This is a genomic window from Klebsiella pneumoniae, assembly GCF_000742135.1.
Taxonomy (GTDB): domain Bacteria; phylum Pseudomonadota; class Gammaproteobacteria; order Enterobacterales; family Enterobacteriaceae; genus Klebsiella; species Klebsiella pneumoniae.
Genome location: NZ_KN046818.1, coordinates 2660275 through 2680106, shown reverse-complemented (window position 1 = coordinate 2680106; position 19832 = coordinate 2660275). Strand labels below are relative to the sequence as shown.

General features: G+C 63.6%; 16 protein-coding genes and 2 pseudogenes. 15 read left to right on the top strand and 3 right to left on the bottom strand.

Annotated elements, in window-relative coordinates:
- Positions 1-18: 18 nt before the first annotated feature.
- Positions 19-1215 (top strand): 3-(3-hydroxy-phenyl)propionate transporter MhpT, encoded by a 1197-nt coding sequence (gene mhpT / locus DR88_RS12735; protein WP_004148691.1) that lies wholly within the window; start codon positions 19-21, stop codon positions 1213-1215.
- A gap of 102 nt (positions 1216-1317) precedes the next feature.
- Positions 1318-2043 carry a purine nucleoside phosphorylase YfiH/LACC1 family protein gene (locus DR88_RS12740; protein WP_025862204.1) on the top strand — a complete coding sequence of 242 codons (726 nt, stop codon included), beginning with the start codon at positions 1318-1320 and terminating at the stop codon, positions 2041-2043.
- A 12-nt stretch (positions 2044-2055) separates the two neighbouring features.
- On the opposite strand, the pseudogene DR88_RS12745 reads toward DR88_RS12740, so the two are convergent.
- Positions 2056-3635, bottom strand: a pseudogene (locus DR88_RS12745) (rhodanese homology domain-containing protein).
- Between the two features lie 5 nt (positions 3636-3640).
- Entirely contained in the window at positions 3641-4243 is a 603-nt protein-coding gene (locus tag DR88_RS12750; RefSeq protein WP_025862205.1) for a cysteine dioxygenase family protein, read from the bottom strand.
- Between the two features lie 106 nt (positions 4244-4349).
- Between DR88_RS12750 and DR88_RS12755 the strand changes: the two genes are divergently transcribed.
- The 7 genes and pseudogenes from DR88_RS12755 (at position 4350) to DR88_RS12785 (ending at position 11366) form a co-directional block, all read left to right on the top strand.
- Positions 4350-5243, top strand: coding sequence for a LysR family transcriptional regulator (locus DR88_RS12755; protein ID WP_032443909.1), 894 nt, complete (start codon positions 4350-4352; stop codon positions 5241-5243).
- A gap of 144 nt (positions 5244-5387) precedes the next feature.
- A pseudogene (locus tag DR88_RS12760) lies at positions 5388-6483 on the top strand (LLM class flavin-dependent oxidoreductase).
- A complete protein-coding gene (locus tag DR88_RS12765) occupies positions 6470-7621 on the top strand; it encodes an acyl-CoA dehydrogenase family protein (RefSeq protein ID WP_004151831.1) in 1152 nt (383 codons plus the stop codon). Before DR88_RS12760 ends, DR88_RS12765 begins: the two are co-directional and overlap by 14 nt.
- Before the next feature lie 5 nt (positions 7622-7626).
- Positions 7627-8589, top strand: coding sequence for an ABC transporter substrate-binding protein (locus DR88_RS12770; RefSeq protein ID WP_004148684.1), 963 nt, complete (start codon positions 7627-7629; stop codon positions 8587-8589).
- Complete coding sequence (locus tag DR88_RS12775; protein WP_025862206.1) at positions 8586-9623, top strand: ABC transporter substrate-binding protein; 1038 nt, start codon at positions 8586-8588, stop codon at positions 9621-9623. Before DR88_RS12770 ends, DR88_RS12775 begins: the two co-directional genes overlap by 4 nt.
- Complete coding sequence (locus tag DR88_RS12780; RefSeq protein WP_004148681.1) at positions 9604-10599, top strand: ABC transporter permease; 996 nt, start codon at positions 9604-9606, stop codon at positions 10597-10599. Before DR88_RS12775 ends, DR88_RS12780 begins: the two co-directional genes overlap by 20 nt.
- Positions 10593-11366 carry an ABC transporter ATP-binding protein gene (locus DR88_RS12785; RefSeq protein WP_025862207.1) on the top strand — a complete coding sequence of 258 codons (774 nt, stop codon included), beginning with the start codon at positions 10593-10595 and terminating at the stop codon, positions 11364-11366. Before DR88_RS12780 ends, DR88_RS12785 begins: the two co-directional genes overlap by 7 nt.
- Before the next feature lie 227 nt (positions 11367-11593).
- On the opposite strand, the gene DR88_RS12790 is transcribed toward DR88_RS12785, so the two are convergent.
- On the bottom strand, positions 11594-13666 hold the full coding sequence (locus DR88_RS12790; protein ID WP_073980608.1) for a TonB-dependent siderophore receptor: 2073 nt from the start codon (positions 13664-13666) through the stop codon (positions 11594-11596).
- A gap of 505 nt (positions 13667-14171) precedes the next feature.
- On the opposite strand from DR88_RS12790, the gene DR88_RS12795 reads away from it, so the two are divergent.
- The 6 genes from DR88_RS12795 to DR88_RS12820 all read left to right on the top strand — a co-directional run bounded on the left by DR88_RS12795 (position 14172) and on the right by DR88_RS12820 (position 19790).
- On the top strand, positions 14172-14993 hold the full coding sequence (locus DR88_RS12795) for an ABC transporter ATP-binding protein (protein WP_032443908.1): 822 nt from the start codon (positions 14172-14174) through the stop codon (positions 14991-14993).
- Positions 14990-16015: a FecCD family ABC transporter permease gene (locus DR88_RS12800; RefSeq protein WP_032443907.1), complete on the top strand. Its 1026-nt coding sequence runs from the start codon at positions 14990-14992 to the stop codon at positions 16013-16015. The genes DR88_RS12795 and DR88_RS12800 overlap by 4 nt, the downstream gene beginning before the upstream one ends.
- A complete protein-coding gene (locus DR88_RS12805; protein ID WP_004148676.1) occupies positions 16012-17064 on the top strand; it encodes a FecCD family ABC transporter permease in 1053 nt (350 codons plus the stop codon). Before DR88_RS12800 ends, DR88_RS12805 begins: the two co-directional genes overlap by 4 nt.
- Complete coding sequence (locus DR88_RS12810; RefSeq protein ID WP_004148675.1) at positions 17054-18031, top strand: ABC transporter substrate-binding protein; 978 nt, start codon at positions 17054-17056, stop codon at positions 18029-18031. Before DR88_RS12805 ends, DR88_RS12810 begins: the two co-directional genes overlap by 11 nt.
- Complete coding sequence (locus DR88_RS12815; protein WP_004148674.1) at positions 18028-18930, top strand: MurR/RpiR family transcriptional regulator; 903 nt, start codon at positions 18028-18030, stop codon at positions 18928-18930. The genes DR88_RS12810 and DR88_RS12815 overlap by 4 nt, the downstream gene beginning before the upstream one ends.
- A 92-nt stretch (positions 18931-19022) precedes the next feature.
- Positions 19023-19790, top strand: a complete 768-nt coding sequence (locus DR88_RS12820; RefSeq protein WP_008804504.1) for a basic amino acid ABC transporter substrate-binding protein — start codon at positions 19023-19025, stop codon at positions 19788-19790.
- The last annotated feature ends 42 nt before the right edge of the window (positions 19791-19832 follow it).

The following is a 19832-nucleotide window of genomic DNA, read 5'->3' as shown; positions in this document are numbered from 1 at the left end:
CTATCGCCAAGGTACCCTATGACCAAGATAACGACTGCAACCCCCTCGCGCCTGGTGGTCACCATCGGGCTCTGTTTTATGGTGGCCCTGATGGAAGGGCTGGATCTGCAGGCGGCGGGGATCGCCGCCGTCGGCATGGCGCAGGCCTTTGCGCTGGATAAAATGCAGATGGGCTGGATCTTCAGCGCTGGGATCCTCGGCCTGCTGCCCGGCGCGCTGGTGGGCGGTATGCTGGCGGACCGCCACGGGCGTAAGCGCATTCTGTTGGGGTCGGTGCTGCTGTTTGGCCTGTTCTCGCTGGCCACCGCGCTGGCATGGAGCTTCCCGACGCTGCTGCTGGCGCGCCTGCTCACCGGCGTCGGGCTCGGGGCGGCATTGCCGAACCTGATTGCCTTAACCTCGGAAGCCGCTGGCTCACGTTTCCGCGGCCGGGCGGTAAGCCTGATGTACTGCGGCGTACCCATTGGCGCCGCGCTGGCGGCAGCGCTGGGCTTTTCCGGTCTCGCCGCAGCCTGGCAGATTATTTTCTGGATTGGCGGCGTGGTCCCGCTGCTGCTGATCCCGTTGCTGATGCGCTGGCTGCCGGAGTCGCAGGCGTTTCAGCGCGCGGAGGCCAGCGTGCCGCTGCGCACCCTGTTTGCCCCGGGCCAGGCCGCCGCTACGCTGCTGCTGTGGCTGGGTTATTTTTTCACCCTGCTGGTGGTCTATATGCTGATCAACTGGCTGCCGATGCTGCTGGTGGGCCAGGGATTCCGCGCCAGCCAGGCGGCGGGGGTGATGTTCTCTCTGCAGATCGGCGCCGCCTGCGGCACGCTGCTGCTGGGGGCGCTAATGGATAAGCTCACCCCGCTGCGGATGTCGCTCCTGATCTACAGCGGCATTCTGGCGTCGCTGCTGGCGCTGGGCAGCGCGTCGTCGCTGACTGGCATGCTGCTGGCGGGGTTTGTCGCCGGGCTGTTCGCCACCGGCGGACAAAGTGTGCTTTACGCTCTGGCGCCGCTTTTTTATCCCGCGGCCATCCGCGCCACCGGGGTGGGCACCGCCGTGGCGGTGGGGCGTCTTGGGGCGATGAGCGGCCCGCTGCTGGCCGGCAAGATGCTGGCCCTCGGCACCGGCACCGTCGGGGTGATGGCGGCCTCGGCGCCGGGCATTGTGCTGGCCGGCGTGGCGGTGTTCTGGCTGATGCATCGCCAGCAGCGCGCGGCCATGGTCTGATATGCATCCGGCGGTCTGGTAAAAAAATGCCGGGCCGCCGCCTTGCCTGTCCGCGTCCCCTGGCCTAAGGTAAGACATCATTCCCTGACGCTTATCGTCCCTATGGCTTACACCTCCCGTTTGCTCAATGCGATCCCTGGCATCCGCCACGCTTTTCTCGATGTCCATGAAACCGCCGCCTTTCCCTATGCCGAGCTGGCTCCGGTGAAGCTGGTGCATGGTAATGAGGTTCATCATTATCAGCAGCCGCTGCCGACGCGCCCGCACGCCGACGCGGTGTTTACCGCGGTAGCCGGGCAAAAGGTGGGGGTGGTGACCGCCGACTGTCTGCCGCTGCTGATCGCCTCGCGCGACGGTCGCTACGTCTGCAGCGTGCATGCCGGCTGGCAGGGGCTGGTCAGCGGTATTGTCGACAACAGTCTGGCCTGTTTTCGCCAGCAGGGGGTGGCATTGGCCGATCTGGTCATCGCCGTGGGGCCGTATATTCACCCCTGCTGTTACGAAGTCTCCGCCGGATTCTATCAGCAACTGCTGGACCAGCCCGGCGGTGACCGGGTGGCCCGCCATCGCCAGCGGCTGTTCCTCTCCCGTTCGGGCCCGGTCAGCGATCCGCTCAAAGCCGCCGCGCGTGGCAGCGATAATCTGTGGTTTGATCTGCGCGCCTTTGCCGAAGCGATCTTCGCAGAGGCGGGGGTGGCGCCGGCGAGCGTTGAATGGCTGGGGAGTTGTACCTACTGCACCCCGCAGTCGCTGGGCTCCTACCGGCGCCGGACCCATTTTCCGGCGCCGAAGAGCTTTCAGTATTCGTGGATCATGCGCGAAGCCTGAGGCGGGCTCGCGCTAGAGCACCCGAAAACCGTGGGTGCCGTCGCGGGCCAGCTGATCCACGAGGCCATACTCCCACTCCAGATAGGCCTGCATGGCCTCGGCGGAATTATCGGTTCCTTCGTACGGACGACGATAGCGGTCACGGCGCTCGACGGCGAGGCCGCTGTCGCCATGCGCCAGCGGCAGACCGGCGGCGATCCACGCCAGCGTCCCGCCGGTAAGCAACTGCACCGGTTTACCGGTAAGGCCGCCACCTCCGGCACCGCGTAGCGGGCCAGCAGACTGCTGCCGCAGGTCACCACGTAACGTTGGGCGGGAGGGATTGCTTCCAGGGCCTGGCGCAGCTGCGAGCGCGTTAGCCACCACGCGCCGGGGATATGGCGAGCGACAAAGTTGGCGCTGGTGGTAAAATCGAGCACCACCGTACCGGGTTCTTCCAGCTGTTGCGCCAGCAGCGTCGGGCTTATCTCCTCCGCCTGCGGGCCGGGCGGCACCTCGGCGGCAGGCACCCCGCGTTCGCTCAACTGGCTGGTCGACAGCGCGCTCAGCCGCGCCGTCTCCCAGCCCATCTGCGCCAGCCACGAGCCGGTTATCGCCGCCCGGATGCCATCGTCATCCAGCAGCACAATGCGCGCCCCTCGTACGCTGGCGAAGTGGTCGGTCTCCTGCACCAGCTGGCCGCCTGGCGCGCTCAGGCTGCCGGGATAGTGACCCGCCGCGTACTCTTCGGGGCTGCGGACATCAAACAGGAAGGTGGTGCGGTCGCTCTGCTGCAGCCAGCGTTGCAGCGTGGCCTCATCGATGACCGCCACCCCGGCCCGTTCGGCAAGATGCGCCACCTCAGCGGCCCGGGCGCCGGAGGCGCGGGCGGAGGGATCGTATTGCCGCTGCTGCTGGTGCGCCAGCGTCTGGCCGGCCAGCGTCCAGCCGATAGTGCCATTGCGCAGGGCATGGACCGGGTTTGGCACGCCGGCGTTGATCAGCGACTGGGTGCCGATGATGCTGCGGGTGCGTCCGGCGCAGTTGACGATAACCGGCGTCTGCGGGGAGGGCGTCAGGCTCTCTACCCGCAGGGCCAGCTCGCCGCCGGGCACGCTGATGCTGCCGGGGATGCTCATGGTCTGGTACTCATCGAAGCGCCGGGCGTCGACGATCACCACCTCCTGCCGGCTGTCGATGAGCGCCTGAACCTCCTGGGCGCTGAGCGACGGTGTGTGACGCACGCTTTCCACCAGTTCGCCAAAGGCTTTACTGGCGGAGTTGACGTCCTGAAACAGCTCGCCGCCGCTGCGGCGCCAGCCGGCGAGATCCTCGGCCAGCAGGGCCACATCCTGATAGCCCCAGGACCGCAGCCGTTCGACGGCGATCTCCGCCAGACCCTCGCCGTTGTCGTAGACGGTGAGCGGGGTGGTGAAGCGCGGTATCCGCCGGCGGACCTCGAGCTCCAGTTTGCTGAGCGGCAGATTGACGGCAAACAGCGGATGAGCGGTGGCGAAATCGGCCTCTTCACGGACGTCGATCAGCGCCAGTTCACGACGGTCGAGCAGCGCCTGGCGGATCCCGGCGGCCTGGCGATAAGCGTAGGTGGACATAGTGGTTATCCTTGATGTTCGCGGGAGGAATCCCAGATATTGGGTAAATGGCGGTTAGAGTAGCCGGAGATAAACGGTTTCTGCTGCCCTTCCGGGGTATACACGGCGCGCTTCACCGCGCCGATATTGCCGCCGTAGACATGAATGCTGATGGAGACGCGATCCGCCAGCGCATTGCTGACGCGATGAATATCGCCATCGTCAGCGGAGACTTTCTCCACCTGGCCTGCTTCCAGAAGCGTGGCGGCGCCCAGCGCGCGCGGTATGCCATCGGTATCCAGCTGGTAGCGCTGGTTTTCCTCCGCGCCGCGCAGCATCCCAATGGCCCCCCACACCCGGTGATCATGGATCGGCGTCGCTTGCCCCGGTCCCCAGACGAAGCTGACAATCGAGAAGCGCTCCCCGGAGTCGGCATGCAGCAGATACTGCTGGTAATGGTGCGGATGCGGCAGGGTGTACTCTTCCGGCAGCCAGTCGTCGTAACGCACCAGCGCCGCCAGCCGCTGCGCCACGGCGTCAAGCAGCGGGGCGGTCTGGTGGTGTTCGCGGTGCAGGCGGTCTACCTCATGAATGAAATGGCGTAATTTTTCCAGTCGTGGTGCAGTCATGTGCGGTTCCTGTCAGAGGGACTGGTCAAAACGCTAACAGAGGCGTTAATATTATTTAAATGCAATTTACGCATATATTAATATGCAAATATCACATAAGGTTCCTATGCGCATTGACGATATCGACGCTTTGCTGGCCACGGTGCAGTTTTCCTCCCTCAATCAGGCCGCGGAATATCTGGGGATCACCCAGTCGGCCATCACCCGGCGCCTGCAGCGTCTGGAACAGGAGCTGAACGTCACGCTGTTAGAGCGCCAGACCCGCCCGCTGACCCTGACCGCCGCCGGACACCGGGTGTACGAGCAGTGTCTGAGCATTAAGCGTGAGACGAAAAAACTCTACAGCCTGTTGGATCCGCAAGGCGAGCCGCGCGGCGCGCTGCGTCTCGGCGTGCAGCAGAGTCTCAGCGAGATTGCCCTGCCGGCGGCGCTGTCGGCGCTGAGCCAGCAGTTTCCCGGACTGTCGCCGCAGATCACCTGCGGCTGGAGCGGACAGCTGCAGCGCCGGCTGGAAAACGGCGAGCTGGACGGCATGCTGGCGATGGGGCCCGCCCAGCAAAGCTTCGCCGAGGGCTACAGCGGGCGCCTGCTGTGTCCCCTGGAGGTGGTGCCGATCGTCGGCCGGCGTTTGAATTTGCGCGTGTCATCCCTGCGGGAGTGCGCCGAACGGGGCTGGATCCTTAACCCCGACGGCTGTGGCCTGCGCGCCGGGCTCATTCGCGAGCTGCAGAGCCAGGGATTGCGGTTGACGCTCAACGTCGAGAGCGCGGGCGCGCAGCTGCAGATAGCGTTGGTGGCGCAGGGGCTGGGGCTGGGTCTGGTGCCGAGGGCGGCGCTGGCCAGCAGCCCGTGGCGGGACGAGGTCGAGGTCCTCAGCCTCAGCGATTTTCAGCCTGCGGTCTCACTGTGGCTGATCCACGCCCAGTATCTGGCGAACCTGCAGCCGCCGCTGACCTTTTTTGCCAGCAAAGTGGTTCAGCAGCTGACCGTATCCGACTGAAAGCACTATGCATTTTTGTTTAATGCTAATTAAGCATATTAAGATATAATAAAAATGCATTTTGCTCATTAACACGCTCTGTATAGGGTAATGACCAGCGCCGCTGTCGCGGCCACTCCATTACCCTGACGCAAGGAGTTGTTCATGAGCATTCAGTTTCTCGGCATGATTGGCCACCGCCTCTCTTCCGAAACGATTGCCCCGGTGGGGCCGATCTTTGACCGCGACTATATCGTTCGCTTTGCGCAAACCCATGAAGCCGCCGGGTTTGATCGTCTGCTGGTCGGCCACTGGTCCGATCAACCCGACGGCTTTCTGGTGACGGCCCTGGCCGGACTGTCGACGCAGAAAATTCAGTACCTGCTGGCCCATCGTCCCGGTTTTGTTTCCCCAACCCTTGCCGCGCGCAAATTCGCTACCCTTGAGCACCTGCTGGGGGGCCGCTTGGCGGTGCATATCATCAGCGGCGGCAACGATGCCGAGCAGCGCCGGGATGGCGATTATCTCGACCACGACCAGCGCTACGCCCGCACCGACGCCTTCCTCGACACCGTGCGCCAGGTGTGGACCAGCGAGCAGCCGGTGGATATTCACAACGATTTCTATCAGGCCGAGCAGGCCTGGTCCGCCATTCGCCCGCTGCAAAAGCCGCATCTTCCCATCTACTTCGGCGGCTCGTCGGAAGCGGCCATCGCCGTCGCCGGCAAACATGCCGACGTCTTCGCGCTGTGGGGCGAGTCGCTGGCGCAAACCGGCGAGACCATCCAGCGGGTGCGCGCCGAAGCGGCGAAACACCAGCGTGATATCGGCTTCAGCGTCTCGTTCCGGCCGATTATCGCCGACAGCGAAGCCGAAGCCTGGGAGAAAGCCGAGCATATCCTGCACGTCGCCACCGAGCAGGCGGCGCAGCGCGGGGGCGGGTTCAAAGCCAAACCGGAGAGCATCGGCGCCCAGCGGCTGCGGGCTACTGCGGCGCAGGGCAGAGTGGTGGACAAACGCCTGTGGACCGGCATCGCCCAGCTGGTGGGCGGCGGACATAACTCCACCGCGCTGGTGGGCACCCCGGAGCAGGTGGCGGATGCGCTGCTCGATTACTACGACCTCGGGGTGCGTAACTTCCTGATCCGCGGCTTCGATCCGCTGAACGACGCGGCCGACTATGGCCGGGCGCTGCTGCCGATCGCCCGGGAAAAAGCCGCCCGGCGTGCAGTGGCGGAGCGCGCATCGTGATCCATCCTGAGCGCGACGACTGGGCCCGGCAGCTGACGGCGCTTCGCCAGCAGATGGCGGAGCAGGCGGCCAGCCTTGACGCCAGCGGCGAGTTTCCCTGGCGTAATATCGACCATCTGCGTGCGGGGGGCTGGTTAAGTCTCGCCGTGCCGCCATCCTGCGGCGGCGCGGGCGCCAGTCTGGCCCAGCTGCAGCAGGTCATCGCCGCCATCGCCTGGGGAGAGCCGGCGACAGCGCTGATTGTCTGCATGCAGTATCTCCACCATTTGCGGCTGGCGGAAAACGACGCCTGGCACGCGCCGCTGCGCCAGCAGGTTTTTCACGATGCTGTCGAACACGGTGGCCTCATCAACAGCCTGCGCGTCGAGCCGGAGCTGGGCTCCCCGGCGCGGGGCGGCCTGCCGGACACCGTGGCGACCCGTCGCGCGGAGGGCTGGGACATCAGCGGCCATAAAATTTATACCACCGGCATTGAAGGGCTGCGCTGGCTGGCGGTGTGGGCCAGAAGCGATGATAACCCGCCGCTGGTGGGCACCTGGCTGGTGCCTGGCGACAGCCCGGGCATCAGCGTGGTGAAAAGCTGGGATCACGCCGGGATGCGGGCCACCGGCAGCCATGAAGTTATTTTTAACCACGTGCGGGTGGCGGCAGAGCACGCGGTGGATGTCTGGCCGACCGATGCGCCACCCGCCGCCCAGGCCGAACCGTTTCGCCTGTTCGCCAACCGGCAGACGGCGCTGCTGGCGGCGATCTATGACAGCATTGCCCACGCCGCTCACGACTGGCTGGTGAGGTGGCTGGCGGGGCGGGTGCCCGCCGGTCTCGGCCATCCGCTCTCTCGTCTGCCACGGGTGCAGGAGAAAGTCGGGCAGATCGCCGGGCTGCTGCTGGTCAACCGCAGCCTGCTGGAGCAGGCCGCCGCGCTGCGCTTTTCCGCCATCGAGGCCAATCTGGCGAAAGTCACCATCACCGACAACGCCATTCAGGCGGTGAATATCGCGCTCGAGCTGACCGGCAATCATGGTCTCAGCCGACAAAACCCGCTGGAACGCCACTACCGCAATGTGCTCTGCGGACGGGTACATACCCCACAGAGCGACAGCGCCTGGCTGGCAGCCGGCAACTTCGTCTTTCAATCACAAGGATAATCACGATGCGTCTATCATTTTCAGGCCGGGTGGCGGCCGCGCTGATGCTGCTGGCGCTGGGCGGCTACGCTACAGCGCAGGAGCGGCTTACCCTGCGTATCGCCGATCAAAAAGGCGGCATGCGTTCGCAGCTGGAGGCGGCCAACGCCCTGCAAAATCTCCCTTACGACATTAAGTGGGCCGAGTTCCCGGCCGCCGCGCCGCTGGCGGAAGCCCTCAACGCGGGCGCCGTGGACGCGGGGATCATCGGCGATGCGCCGTTGCTCTTCGCCCTGGCCAACGGTGCGCCGGTCAAAGCTATTGCCGTGGATAAAAGCAACCCGGCGGGGACCGCGGTGCTGGTATCACCCGGCAGCACGTTAAAAAGCGGCGCTGATTTAAAAGGCAAACGCATCGCCACCGGTAAAGGGTCGATTGGTCATTTCGTGGCGCTGAAAGCGCTGGAGCAGGCGGGGATTTCACCGAAGGAGGTGCAGTGGGTGTTCCTCGGCCCGGTGGACGCCAAAGTGGCGTTGCTAAACGGTTCGGTGGACGCCTGGGCGACCTGGGAGCCCTACACCACCCAAATGGTGAAGACCAACGAGGGGCAGATCCTGGTGAGCGGCAAAGGGCTGCTGTCGGGGAATACCTTCCTCGCGGCAACGGATTCCGCGCTTAACGATCCGCAAAAACGCGCCGCGCTGCAGGATTATCTCCAGCGCCTGGCCGGCGCCGAGCGCTGGGCCTACGCCAATCTCGACAGCTACGGCAAAACGTTGGGGGAGATCATCCGCTTCCCGGCGGAGATCGCCCGCGCGCAGTTTGCCAACCGCCAGTCGCAGTGGCAGCCGCTGGCCGAGGAAACAGTGGCCCAACAGCAGGCAACGGCGGACTTTTATCTCGCCAACGGCCTGATCCGCACCCGGCTGGACGTGAAGCCGACCTTTGACCGCCGTTTTAGCGTACCCGCCGCCGAGGTGACGCCATGACCAGAACCCCTTTTTCCCGCCGCCGTTTTTTACAGCTCAGCGGCGGCCTGGCGCTGGCCGGGGTCTCTCTGCCGCTGTGGGCTCATGATATGGCGGACATGGCCGGCGGCGATACCCATCCGGCGCTGCGCCTGCCGCAGCCCTACAAGATCAAGCTGGCGATCAACAAAAGCGCGGTATGCCTCGCGCCGGTCGCCGTCGCCGAGCAGCAGAAGATATTCAGTAAATACAACCTCGACGTTGAGTTTGTTAACTTCGGCAGCTCCACCGATGTGCTGCTGGAGGCGATCGCCACCGGTAAGGCCGACGCCGGGGTGGGGATGGCGCTGCGCTGGCTGAAGGCGCTGGAGCAGGGCTTTGACGTCAAGCTCACCGCCGGGACCCACGGCGGCTGTCTGAACCTGCTGACGGCCAAAGACTCGCCGTTCGGCGGCCTCGAGAGCCTGAAGGGTCAAACCATCGGCGTCACCGACATGGCCGGACCGGATAAAAACTACTTCGCCATTCTGCTTAAGCGCCACGGTATCGACCCGATCGGCGACGTGCAGTGGAAAGTCTACCCGGCGGATCTGCTCAGCGTGGCGCTGGACAAGCGCGAAATCGCCGCCATCAGCGGCAGCGAGCCGTTTAGCTATCGTCTGCTGGAGACCGGTAAGTATCAGCTGATCGCCAGCAATATGACCGGAGATTATGCCAACCTCAGCTGCTGCGTGCTGGGGGTGAGCGGGAGCCTGGCGCGGGACCATAAACCGGCCGCCGCGGCGCTCACCCAGGCGATCCTTGAGGCGCACAGCTATGCCGCTGCGCATCCGGAAAGCGTGGCGCAATCCTTCCTCGCCCATGCCCTGAATACCAGTGAAGCGGAGGTGAGCGGCATCCTGCACGGGCAGGGCCACGGCCATCACGCGGTGGGCGAAGCGTTCGTGAAAGAGCTGACGCAGTATGCGGTCGACCTGCAGCGGGTGCAGGTGATCAAGCCGGGTACCGATACCCATCAGTTCGCGGAGAGTATCTATGCCAACGTATTCGCCTGAGCAGGCTCTGGCGCGCCCCACCGGCCGCGCGCCGCTGTGGGGAGAAGGGCTGCTGGCCGCCGCGCTGTGGCTGCTGGGCGGTCTGTTTACTCTTACCTGGCCCGACGCCGGGCGGCGCTGGCCGTTTAGCGAAGGCTGGGCGCTGGCGCAATTCACCCTCGGCGGCGGCTTGCTGCTGCTGGCGCTGAGCTATCGCTACTGGCGGGCGCGCGGCGCGCGTGTGCTGCATGCCGGCAAGTGGCTGGCGCTGCTGCCGGTGCTGTTTGCTGTCTGGGAAGGGCTGACCGCCAAAACTGCCGTGTTGCCGGTACCATTCTTCGCGCCGCCGCAGGCGCTGATCGAGGTGCTGCACGACGACTGGCCGCGCCTGCTCGACAGCCTGCTGCACTCCCTGGGGCTGCTGGGGCTCGGTGTGCTGCTGGGTACCAGCAGCGGGTTCATCACCGGTCTGGCCATCGGCTGGTCGCAACGGATTGGCTACTGGGTGCATCCGGTGTTACGTCTGCTGGGGCCGGTGCCGTCCACCGCGCTGCTGCCGCTGTGCCTGTTTATTTTTCCCTCGAGCTTCGGCGCCAGCGTGTTTTTGATCGCGCTGAGCACCTGGTTCCCGGTCACGGTGCTGACCTGGTCCGGAGTGATGGGCATTGATAAGGCGTGGTACGACGTGGCGCGGACCCTCGGCGCCAGCCAGCGTTTCCTGATCCTGCGGGTGGCGATCCCCGCCGCGTTGCCGAACGTCTTTGTCGGCCTGTTTATGGGGCTCGGCGCGTCGTTTTCGGTGCTGATTGTCGCCGAAATGGTCGGGGTGAAGTCGGGGATCGGCTTTTACCTCCAGTGGGCCCAGGGCTGGGCGGCCTATCCTAATATGTATGCCGCGCTGCTGGTGATGGCCTTGTTATGTTCCGGCCTGATAAGCGGATTATTTATGCTGCGTGACCGTCTGCTGAGCTGGCAGCGAGGAGGGATGCAATGGTAACCGAGACGATAGCGCGCGGCGCGGCGGTATCCATCAGCCATCTTCATCATGCGTTTACGCTTGGCAAACAGACGGTACCGGTGCTGGAGAATATTAGCCTGCAGCTGCGCCCGGGGGAAAGCGTGGCGCTGCTGGGCCCTTCCGGCTGCGGTAAATCAACCCTGCTGCGGCTGCTGGCGGGGCTGGAAGCGCCGCAGAGCGGACAGATGCAGATCGACGGCGCGGCGCTCGGCGCCCCGGGGCCGGAGCGAATTCTGGTGTTTCAGGATCCGACGCTCTATCCGTGGCTGACGGTGCGGCAGAACGTGCTGCTGGGCCCGCAGGCGCAGGGGAAAAAGGGGCTGGAGGCGAAGGCAGACGCGTTGATTGACCGCATCGGGCTGCAGGCCTTCAGCGAGGCGTGGCCGCGGCAGCTGTCCGGAGGGATGGCGCAGCGTGCGGCGCTGGCGCGCGCCTTGTTGAACGAACCGCGTCTGCTGCTGCTCGACGAGGCGTTGGGCAAACTCGATTCGCTGACCCGCATCAGTATGCAGCGGGAGCTGATCGCCCTCTGGCAGCTGCAGGGGTATACCAGCCTGCTGGTGACCCACGATATCGAAGAGGCGCTGCTGCTGTGCGAGCGGGTGCTGGTGATGTCGCCGCGTCCAGGGCGGATTATCGCCGAGTTTGCGCTGCCGCTGGCTTTTCCCCGTCATCGTGATAACCCGCAGCTGCTGCAGCATCGTCAGGATATATTGCGCATCCTCGGCCAGGAGGCGGACTGGTAAGCTGAACGCATTCCCCGGTAGCGCTGCGACAAATGTCACGGAAAGGTAGGCCGGCGCAAGCGCAGCGCCGCCCGGCAATGGGCATCCGGCGCCAGGCGCCTGTTTTTGCCCGGTGGCGGCTGCGCCTTACCGGGCCTACGAACTGCGACAAATGTCACGGAAAGGTAGGCCGGCGCAAGCGCAGCGCCGCCCGGCAATGAATATCCGGCGCGACGCCATGGTCCGGCTTAAAAATCCATCTTCACCGTGAACTGCACTTCGCGCGGGTCGCCAATCTGGTTGCCGAGGTTATTGGTGCCGATCGAGGAAGTGTAATAGGTCTTATCAAACAGGTTCTTCACATTCACCTGCAGCGTCACCGGATACTGCAGCTTCATCTTATAGGCGGCAAACACATCCGCCACCGCATACCCCTGCAGATAATAATCCGCGCCGTTGGTGCCGGAACGCTTGCTGACCGCGTGGCCGCCGCCGACGACGGTCAGGGTGTTGTTGTTATAGACGTTATGAATGTCATAGGTCAGGAACAGCGAACCGGTATGTTTCGGTACGTTTGGCAGCGGTTTCCCGGCGTAATCCGGATCTTCCAGCACTTTGGCGTCGGTGTAGCCGTAGCTGGCGATCACGCTGAGGTTATCGGTGATGGACCCGGCCAGATCCACTTCCACGCCCTGGGAACGCACTTTGCCCGCCGTTTTGGCCACCGTCTCATCGCCAATGCTCTCGGTGTACAGCACGTTACGCTTGTGAATATCAAACAGCGCGATATTGGCGGTAATGCCGTTTAACAGGTCGAATTTGGCGCCCACTTCGTAAGAGGTGGACTCTTCCGGCGGTAGCTCGCCGATATAGCTGGCGATCGACGACTGCGGCATAAACGACTGGGCGACGTTGGCGAACAGAGAGACGTTCGGCGTGACCTTGTAGACCAGGCCGGCTTTCGGCGTCCATTTCTCATCGCGGCTGTCGGTATTGACGTTAAACGGTCGGCCTTTACCGGCGTACTGGGTGTAGTACTGGTAGCGCACGCCGGCGACGGCGATCCAGTTGTCGGTCAGGTACAGCGCGTCCTGCACGTATGCGGCATAGCTCTCCTGCTGAATGCGCTGGTCGCTGTCGGAGGCGGAGACGGTATTACAGGTGTCGAGAGTGCCGTAGACCGGATGATAGATGTTAAAGCCTTTAACGTTCTTACAGCGCAGCATATCGGTGCGCAGCAGATCGTAATTCTCATAGGCGACGCCGGTCAGCAGCTCGTTATAAAAGCCGCCCACTACCACGTTGCCCTGCAGGTCGGCGCGGGTGGAGTGCATCTTCTGCGTTGAACCGTGGGTACCATCGACCCGGCGGGTGAGGTTGCCGGTCGCCGAATCATAGGCCATCACCCGCGCCTGGTTATCGTTATAGTGATCCTGGCTGTAGCTGTAATCGAAGCGCGCGGTCCAGGCGTCGTTAAGGCGATACTCGGCGTTGAGCTGAGCGAGATCGGAATAGCCATCGGTAATATTAAACGCTTCATCGAAGCGGGTTTTGCGATCGACGTTAACCGCATGGCCGGTATTCAGATCGAAGATAGTGCCGCGATCAAAGGGGGCGCTGTAGTCGCGGTGCGAATAGGACGCGGTCACCGTTGCCCGCTCGCCAAACCAGGTCAGGGAAGGGGCGATAAAGCTGCTTTTGTTTTTACCGAAATTGCGCCAGTAATCCTCATTCTGATATTCGCCGATCAGTCGGTACGCCAGATTTGTGCCTTCGATGGGGCCGGTGATGTCGACGCTGCCGGTGCCGCCGCCAAAGCTGGTGGAGGTCCCGGAAACCGAACCGGAGAACTGCCGCTCCGGCCGTTTAGTGATGACGTTGATCAGCCCGCCGGGGTCGAGGATACCGTACAGCGTCGAGGCGGGCCCCTTCAGGACTTCCACCCGTTCGGTGGCGGCGTTAAAGCTGCGCGGCAGCACGGTGCGCAGGCCGTTGGTCATGATCGAGCCGTCGCGGTTGGCGCCGAAGCCGCGGCGGGTAAAGGCGTCCTGGGTACCGCCGAGGGTGTTGGTCTGCACCACGTTAGCGACGTTATACAGCGCCTCATCGAGTGAGGTGGCGTGCTGATCTTCGAGAACCCGATCGCTGACGGTATTGACCACCTGGGGAATATCCAGCAGCGGCATCGAGGTTAGCGTCGCGGTGGCGGAGCTGAGCGGCTGATAGCCGCTGGTGGCGCTTTGCTGCGCGCCGTCGGCCACTACGGTGATGGTCTCTTCCGCGTCGTTAGTACTTTTCGCCGCGCGATTGTCGGCGGCCATTAATCCCGGTGAGGCTAAAAAAAGAAGCGAAAAAAGCGCGCGCCCTGGCAACGTCCTGCAGGCGACATGGGGTTGAGTCATTATCTGTTTCTCGTGAACGAATCTGCCTTTGCGGTCAGATTAAGCCAATAAAATCATTGCCCTGAATAATAAAAGCACTCTGTTTAGCGTCTGAATGCGCCTTCAGATGTGTAATTGAGAATCATTCAATCATGAAGGGATGTAGTAGTAAACGTTATGCAAGATAAAAATTCAGCGGCGAGGAACAGGACGTTTTAAACACCTCCAGTAGGGAATGTTCTGTAGTTATCTATCTGATATTATTTTATTTTAATTATATTGCGTTGGCACAGTCTCGCTGTAGTCAGCGTCCCCGTCTGAAGACGATGGCGAGTATTGACTACTACATTCATCCCCGTCATGATCAAAAGAGAATGAGATTTATTTTGATTTGACTGCAGAATGTCCAGCTATCGCCTGGAACGCTGCGGCGCAGGAGCGAGTTATGCCACAGCGGATGAAACCTGCAGAGCAGGGGATCGTACTGGATGCCCTGTCGGCCGGCTACGGCCAGACCCTGATCGTTGACGATATCAACCTGACCATTCCCACCGGCAAAATGACGGTGCTGGCCGGGGCGAACGGATCCGGCAAATCCACGCTGCTCTCGACCATCGCCAGAATGCTGAAACCGCTCGGCGGCTGCGTGCGTCTGGACGGGCAAACCATTCACCAGATGCCGACGAAGACCGTCTCGCGCCAGCTGGGCATCCTCCCGCAATCGCCGTTGACCCCGGAAGGATTGACCGTTTTCGAGCTGGTCTCGCGCGGGCGCTACCCGTGGCAGGGGCTGATGCGCCAGTGGTCCGAGGCCGATGAGCTGGCGGTAGAGGAGGCGCTGCGCTTAACCGGTACCGCCGAATTCGCCCATCTGCCGGTGGACAGCCTCTCCGGCGGCCAGCGTCAGCGCTGCTGGATCGCCATGGCGCTGGCCCAGCAAACGGCCACCATTCTGCTCGATGAGCCGACCACCTGGCTCGATCTGCGCTATCAGGTCGATATCCTTGAGCTGCTCCAGACCCTCACCCGCGAACATGGCCGCACGGTGGTGACAGTGCTCCATGACCTTAACTTTGCGGTGAACTACGCCGATCTGCTGGTATTCCTTAAACAGGGGCGCATCGCCGGCACGATTAGCGACAACGATGTCTGTAGCCCTGAGCTGATTAAACGCGTGTTTGACGTTGACGTGCAGATGTCGATTAACCCGCAAACCGGCAAACCCTTCTTTATGCCGTTTCGCGCCCGCCAGGCAGCGGCACAATGAGCGTGGCCATCCTGCTTTCCGCGCGGCGTCGCCCCCGCCCCCGGCTGGCGCTGCTTCTGCTAACGCTGCTGCTTATCGCCGCCTCGCTGGTGCATCTTGGCTTAGGTGCCCGCTGGATCGCCCCGCAGACGGTGCTGCAGGCGCTGCTGGAGTACGATCCGCGCAACTTTGAGCAGCGGATTATCATCGATCTGCGTCTGGTGCGGCTGGCGGCGGCGCTGCTGACCGGCGCGGCGCTCGGCGTCGCCGGGCTGCTGCTGCAGACGGTGATCCGTAACCCGCTTGGCGAGCCGCATATTCTCGGCCTCAACGCCGGCGCCTCGCTGGCGGTGGTGGCGACCTCGGCGCTGGGCCTGTCCTTCGGCGCTTTCCCCGCCGGGCGCCCGCTGACCGCCGCCTGCGGCGCGGGGCTGCTGTTCGGTGGCGTGATGGCGCTGGCCTCTGCCGGGCGCGGCGGGGCGACGCCGCTGCGCATCACGTTGTGCGGAGTGGCGCTGTCAGGGTTTGCGTCGGCGGTGACGGCGGCGATATTAATTCTCGATGAACAGACGCTGCTGGCGATGCGCACCTGGCTGGCCGGCGACCTGGCCGGACTGAACTGGAGCACGCTGCAGACGGCGCTGGTCCCGGCGCTGATCGGCCTTGGCGTCGCGCTGCTCATTGCCCCACGCCTCAACGTGCTGGCGCTGGGGGATAAGGTGGCGCTGGGCCTTGGCGTTAATCTCGTCCAGACCCGGCTGCTGGGCCTGCTGGCGATTGCGCTGCTCTGCGGCGCGGCGGTGGCGGTGGCCGGGCCGATCGGCTTCGTCGGGCTGGTGGTGCCGCACGTGGTGCGCCGTCTGGTGACGGAAGACATCTGCCTGGCGCTGCCCCTGGCCGCTCCGGTGGGAGCGCTGGCGCTGGTGCTGGCGGATATCGCCGCCCGGACGCTGGTCGCGCCGCAGGAGCTGGCCACCGGAGCGATGACCGCCCTGGTGGGCGCGCCGTTGTTTATCTTTATCGCCGCGAGGTTTTTTAAATGACGCGCGCCGTTCACCGGGCCGGTTTTCGGCCGCTGGCTTTCGCCTCCCGCCAGCTGCTGCTGCGTCCTGCGGCGTTAAAAATTGCCGCCAGCATAGTGCTGACGCTGCTGGCGCTGGGGCTGTACAGCCTTAGCCGCGGCAGCTATCCGCTGCCCGCGTCGACGCTGGCGCGGGCCCTGCTGGCGCCGCAGGAGATGGGCGAGCAGCCGCGCTTTATTCTGTTTGATATCCGCCTGCCGCGGATCCTGATGGCGCTGCTGTGCGGGGCCATGCTGGGGCTGGCCGGCGCGGCGATGCAGAGCATCACCCGTAACGGGCTGGCCGACCCGGGGCTGATCGGCGTCAAAGAGGGGGCCAGCATCGTGGTCCTGGCGCTGGTGCTGTTTTTCCCGGCGGTAGGCCTGGTCTGGCGGCCGCTGGCGGGGATGGTCGGCGGCATAGCGGTGGCCCTGCTGGTCCTGACGCTGGCCCGCGACTGTTCGCGGCCGCGCTTTATTTTAATTGGCATCGGCGTCTCCTGGAGCCTGGCGGCCGCGGTCGGCATCTTTATGACCACCGCCGACGTACGCGACGTGCAGACGGCGATGATCTGGCTGGCGGGCAGCCTACAGGCCGCCACCTGGCCGCTGCTGGCGGTGGCTTTTTGCTGGGCGCTGCCCGGGGCCATCATCCTGTTCTGTACCGCCCGGGCGGCGGACGTGGCGCTGCTCGGCGACCGGACCGCCATCGGCCTCGGCGTACGTCTGCAGCAGCTGACGGTGCTGCGCTTTTTTGCGCCGGTGCTGCTGACCTCGGCCAGCGTCTCCTGCGTCGGCAGCCTGGGTTTTGTGGGCCTGATGGCGCCGCATATGGCGCGTTTCGTGCTGCGCGGCGGCCAGGTATCGCTGCTGTGCGGCAGCGCGCTGATTGGCGCCTTGCTGGTGCTGGCGACCGATACCCTTGGCCGGCTGGCGTTTGCCCCGCTGCAGATCCCGGCGGGGATTGTCATTGCCCTGGTGGGCTGCCCGTTCTTCGTTGTCTTGCTCTGGCGTCGCCGTGATGCCCTTTAACCAGGAAGGTAGTATGCGTTGGTTCGTCTCATTGCTGCTGTTGCTGACGGGGGCCGTCAGCGCCGCCGCCCCACAAACTCAAACTTTCACCGATGATTTAGGCCGCACGGTCACCGTCCCGCTGCATCCGCAGCGTATCGTTTCGATGCACGATCTCGATATTACCATTCCGCTGATTGAGCTCGGGGCGCCGCCGATCGCCAGCCACGGCCGGACGCGCCCGGATGGTAGCCACTACCTGCGATCCAGCGCCCAGCTCACCGGCGTCGATTTCGACAACAGCGATATCCGCTTTATTGGCACCGCCGATATCGATCTGGAAGCGGTAGCCGCAGCCAGGCCGGATCTGATCATCACTGAGCCCAGCCGCCACGTGTCAGTGGAGCAACTGGAGAAGATTGCCCCGACGGTGAGCATCGACCATCTGCAGGGCAGCGCCCCGGAGATTTACCGCAAGCTGGCGCAGCTGACCGGCACCCAGCCGCGGCTGGCGATCCTCGAGCGCCGCTATCAGGAGCAAATCAAGCAGCTGAAAGCGATGGTCAACCCACCGCAGTACAGCGTCTCAGTGATCCAGGCGAACAACGGCAAGGTCACGGTGCATCATTCGTATCATGCGCTGGGCCGGGTGCTGCGCGACGCCGGGTTCCGTTTTCCCCCGCTGATTGAGCGGATCCCCGATGGTCAGCGCATTGACGTCAGCGCGGAACAGCTGCCGGAGCTGGACGCTGATTTTGTCTTCGCCACCTGGCGGTCGGATACCGGCGGTAAGCCGCAGGATGAGCTGCAGGCGATGGAAGGCGTGATGCCCGGCTGGTGCGACTTTATGCGCGCCTGCCGCACCGGGCACTATATTTTACTGCCGCGGGAAGAGGTGATCTCCAACTCCTACGCCGCGCTGTCTCTGATGGTGGCCCAGGTGCAGTCGCATATTGCCGGCAGGCCGATCCCGGCGGAGGCCAAATGAAAAGCGCGGTAAAAAAAGAGAAGGGCAAAGTCGATCTGTTCGGCGAACGCTATCGCGCCCGGGCGCACCAGCTCTCCCCCCGGCTGCGGGCGGTGGTCAGCTATATCAACGACAACCGCGAGGTGGTGCTGGAGCATACGGCGATGGAGATCGCCACCGCGACCCAGACCTCCGACGCCACGGTGGTGCGTGCCATCCAGGCGCTGGGCTTCGCCGGGCTGCGCGAGCTTAAGCAGACCATGGAGCGCTGGTTCGGCACCTCGGTCACCTCGGCGGAAAAGATGCGCTCGACGGTTACCGCGCTCTCCAGCGACGTCAACTCCAGTATTGATTTTGTGCTTGAAGGCCATCAGCGGGTGTGCGAGGTCCTGTCGCGGGCCGACAACCGCGCGGCGGTGGCCCAGGCGGTGGCATTGCTCAGCGACGCGCGCCAGGTAGGGATCTTCGGCATCGGCGCCTCGGGGATCCTCGCCGAGTACACCGCCCGGCTGTTCAGCCGCATTGGCCTGCCGGCGTATGTGATGAACCGCACGGGCTTCAGCCTCGCCGAGCAGCTTATCGGCCTGCAGCGCGGCGATGTGCTGATCATGATGGGACAAAAATCCCCCCATCGCGAAGGGATGACCACCCTGCGCGAGGCGAAGCGGCTGGGTATTCCGACCATCCTGCTGACCCAGGCGGTGGACTCGCGCTTCAGCCAGGAGGCGCAGGTAGTGATCGACGTCCCGCGCGGCGGGGACAGCAGCCGGATGCCGCTGCACGGCACGGTGCTGGTCTGTCTGGAGATGATTGTCCTGTCGGTGGCCTCCACCACGCCACAAAAAACGGTGAAATCCCTGAAACGAATCAACGACCTGCACCGGGCCATCGGTAAATCCGGCGGTAAACGGGGCAGTTGAAGAGATAATTCACCAGCGGGAAGGTTTCCGGTTGCATATAAAAGTCAGTGTGTGTATTTTTATGCAAAATAAATGCATAAAAAGGAAATCTCATGGTCAAGAATTTGCTCAAGGCGTGTTTCATGATGGCCGCGCTGACGGCAGCCGGACAGGCGGCTGCGGAAACCTATACCGTCGGTTCCGGCGGCACCTACCGGCCGTTTGAATTTGAAAACAGCCAGAAACAGCTGGAAGGTTTCGACATCGACATCATCAAAGCCATCGCTAAAGCCGAAGGCTTTGACGTCAAGCTGGTCAATACCCCATGGGAAGGCATCTTCGCCACGCTGAACACCGGCGACCGCGACATCATCATCTCCGGGATCACCATCACCGATAAGCGCAAACAGATGGTCGATTTCTCCGCGCCGTACTTCCCGGCCGAGCAGTCTATCGTCGTCGCCCAGGACTCGCAGGTGGATTCGCTGGCGGCCCTGAAAAACGAGAAGGTCGGGGTGGTGAACTCCAGCACCGGCGATATCGTGGTTTCTGAGGTGCTGGGCAAAAACAGCACCGCGATCAAGCGTTTCGACAATACCCCGCTGATGCTTCAGGAGCTGTTTGAGGACGGCGTCAGCGCCGCGGTTGGCGACGTCGGGGTGGTGAAGTACTACATCAAACAGCACCCGGAGAAGCAGTTCAAGCTGGTGCCGGATGCCAAATTTGAGCGTCAGTATTTCGGTATTGCGGTGGCGAAAGGCAACAGCGAACTGCTGGGCAAAATCAACGCCGGGCTGCAAAAGATCGTTGCTGACGGGACTTACGCCAAAATCTATAAAACCTGGTTCGACGACAACGTGCCGACGCTGCCAGCGCAATAATCCACCTTTTTCAGTGACCACGGCTATCGCCCAGGCGATAGC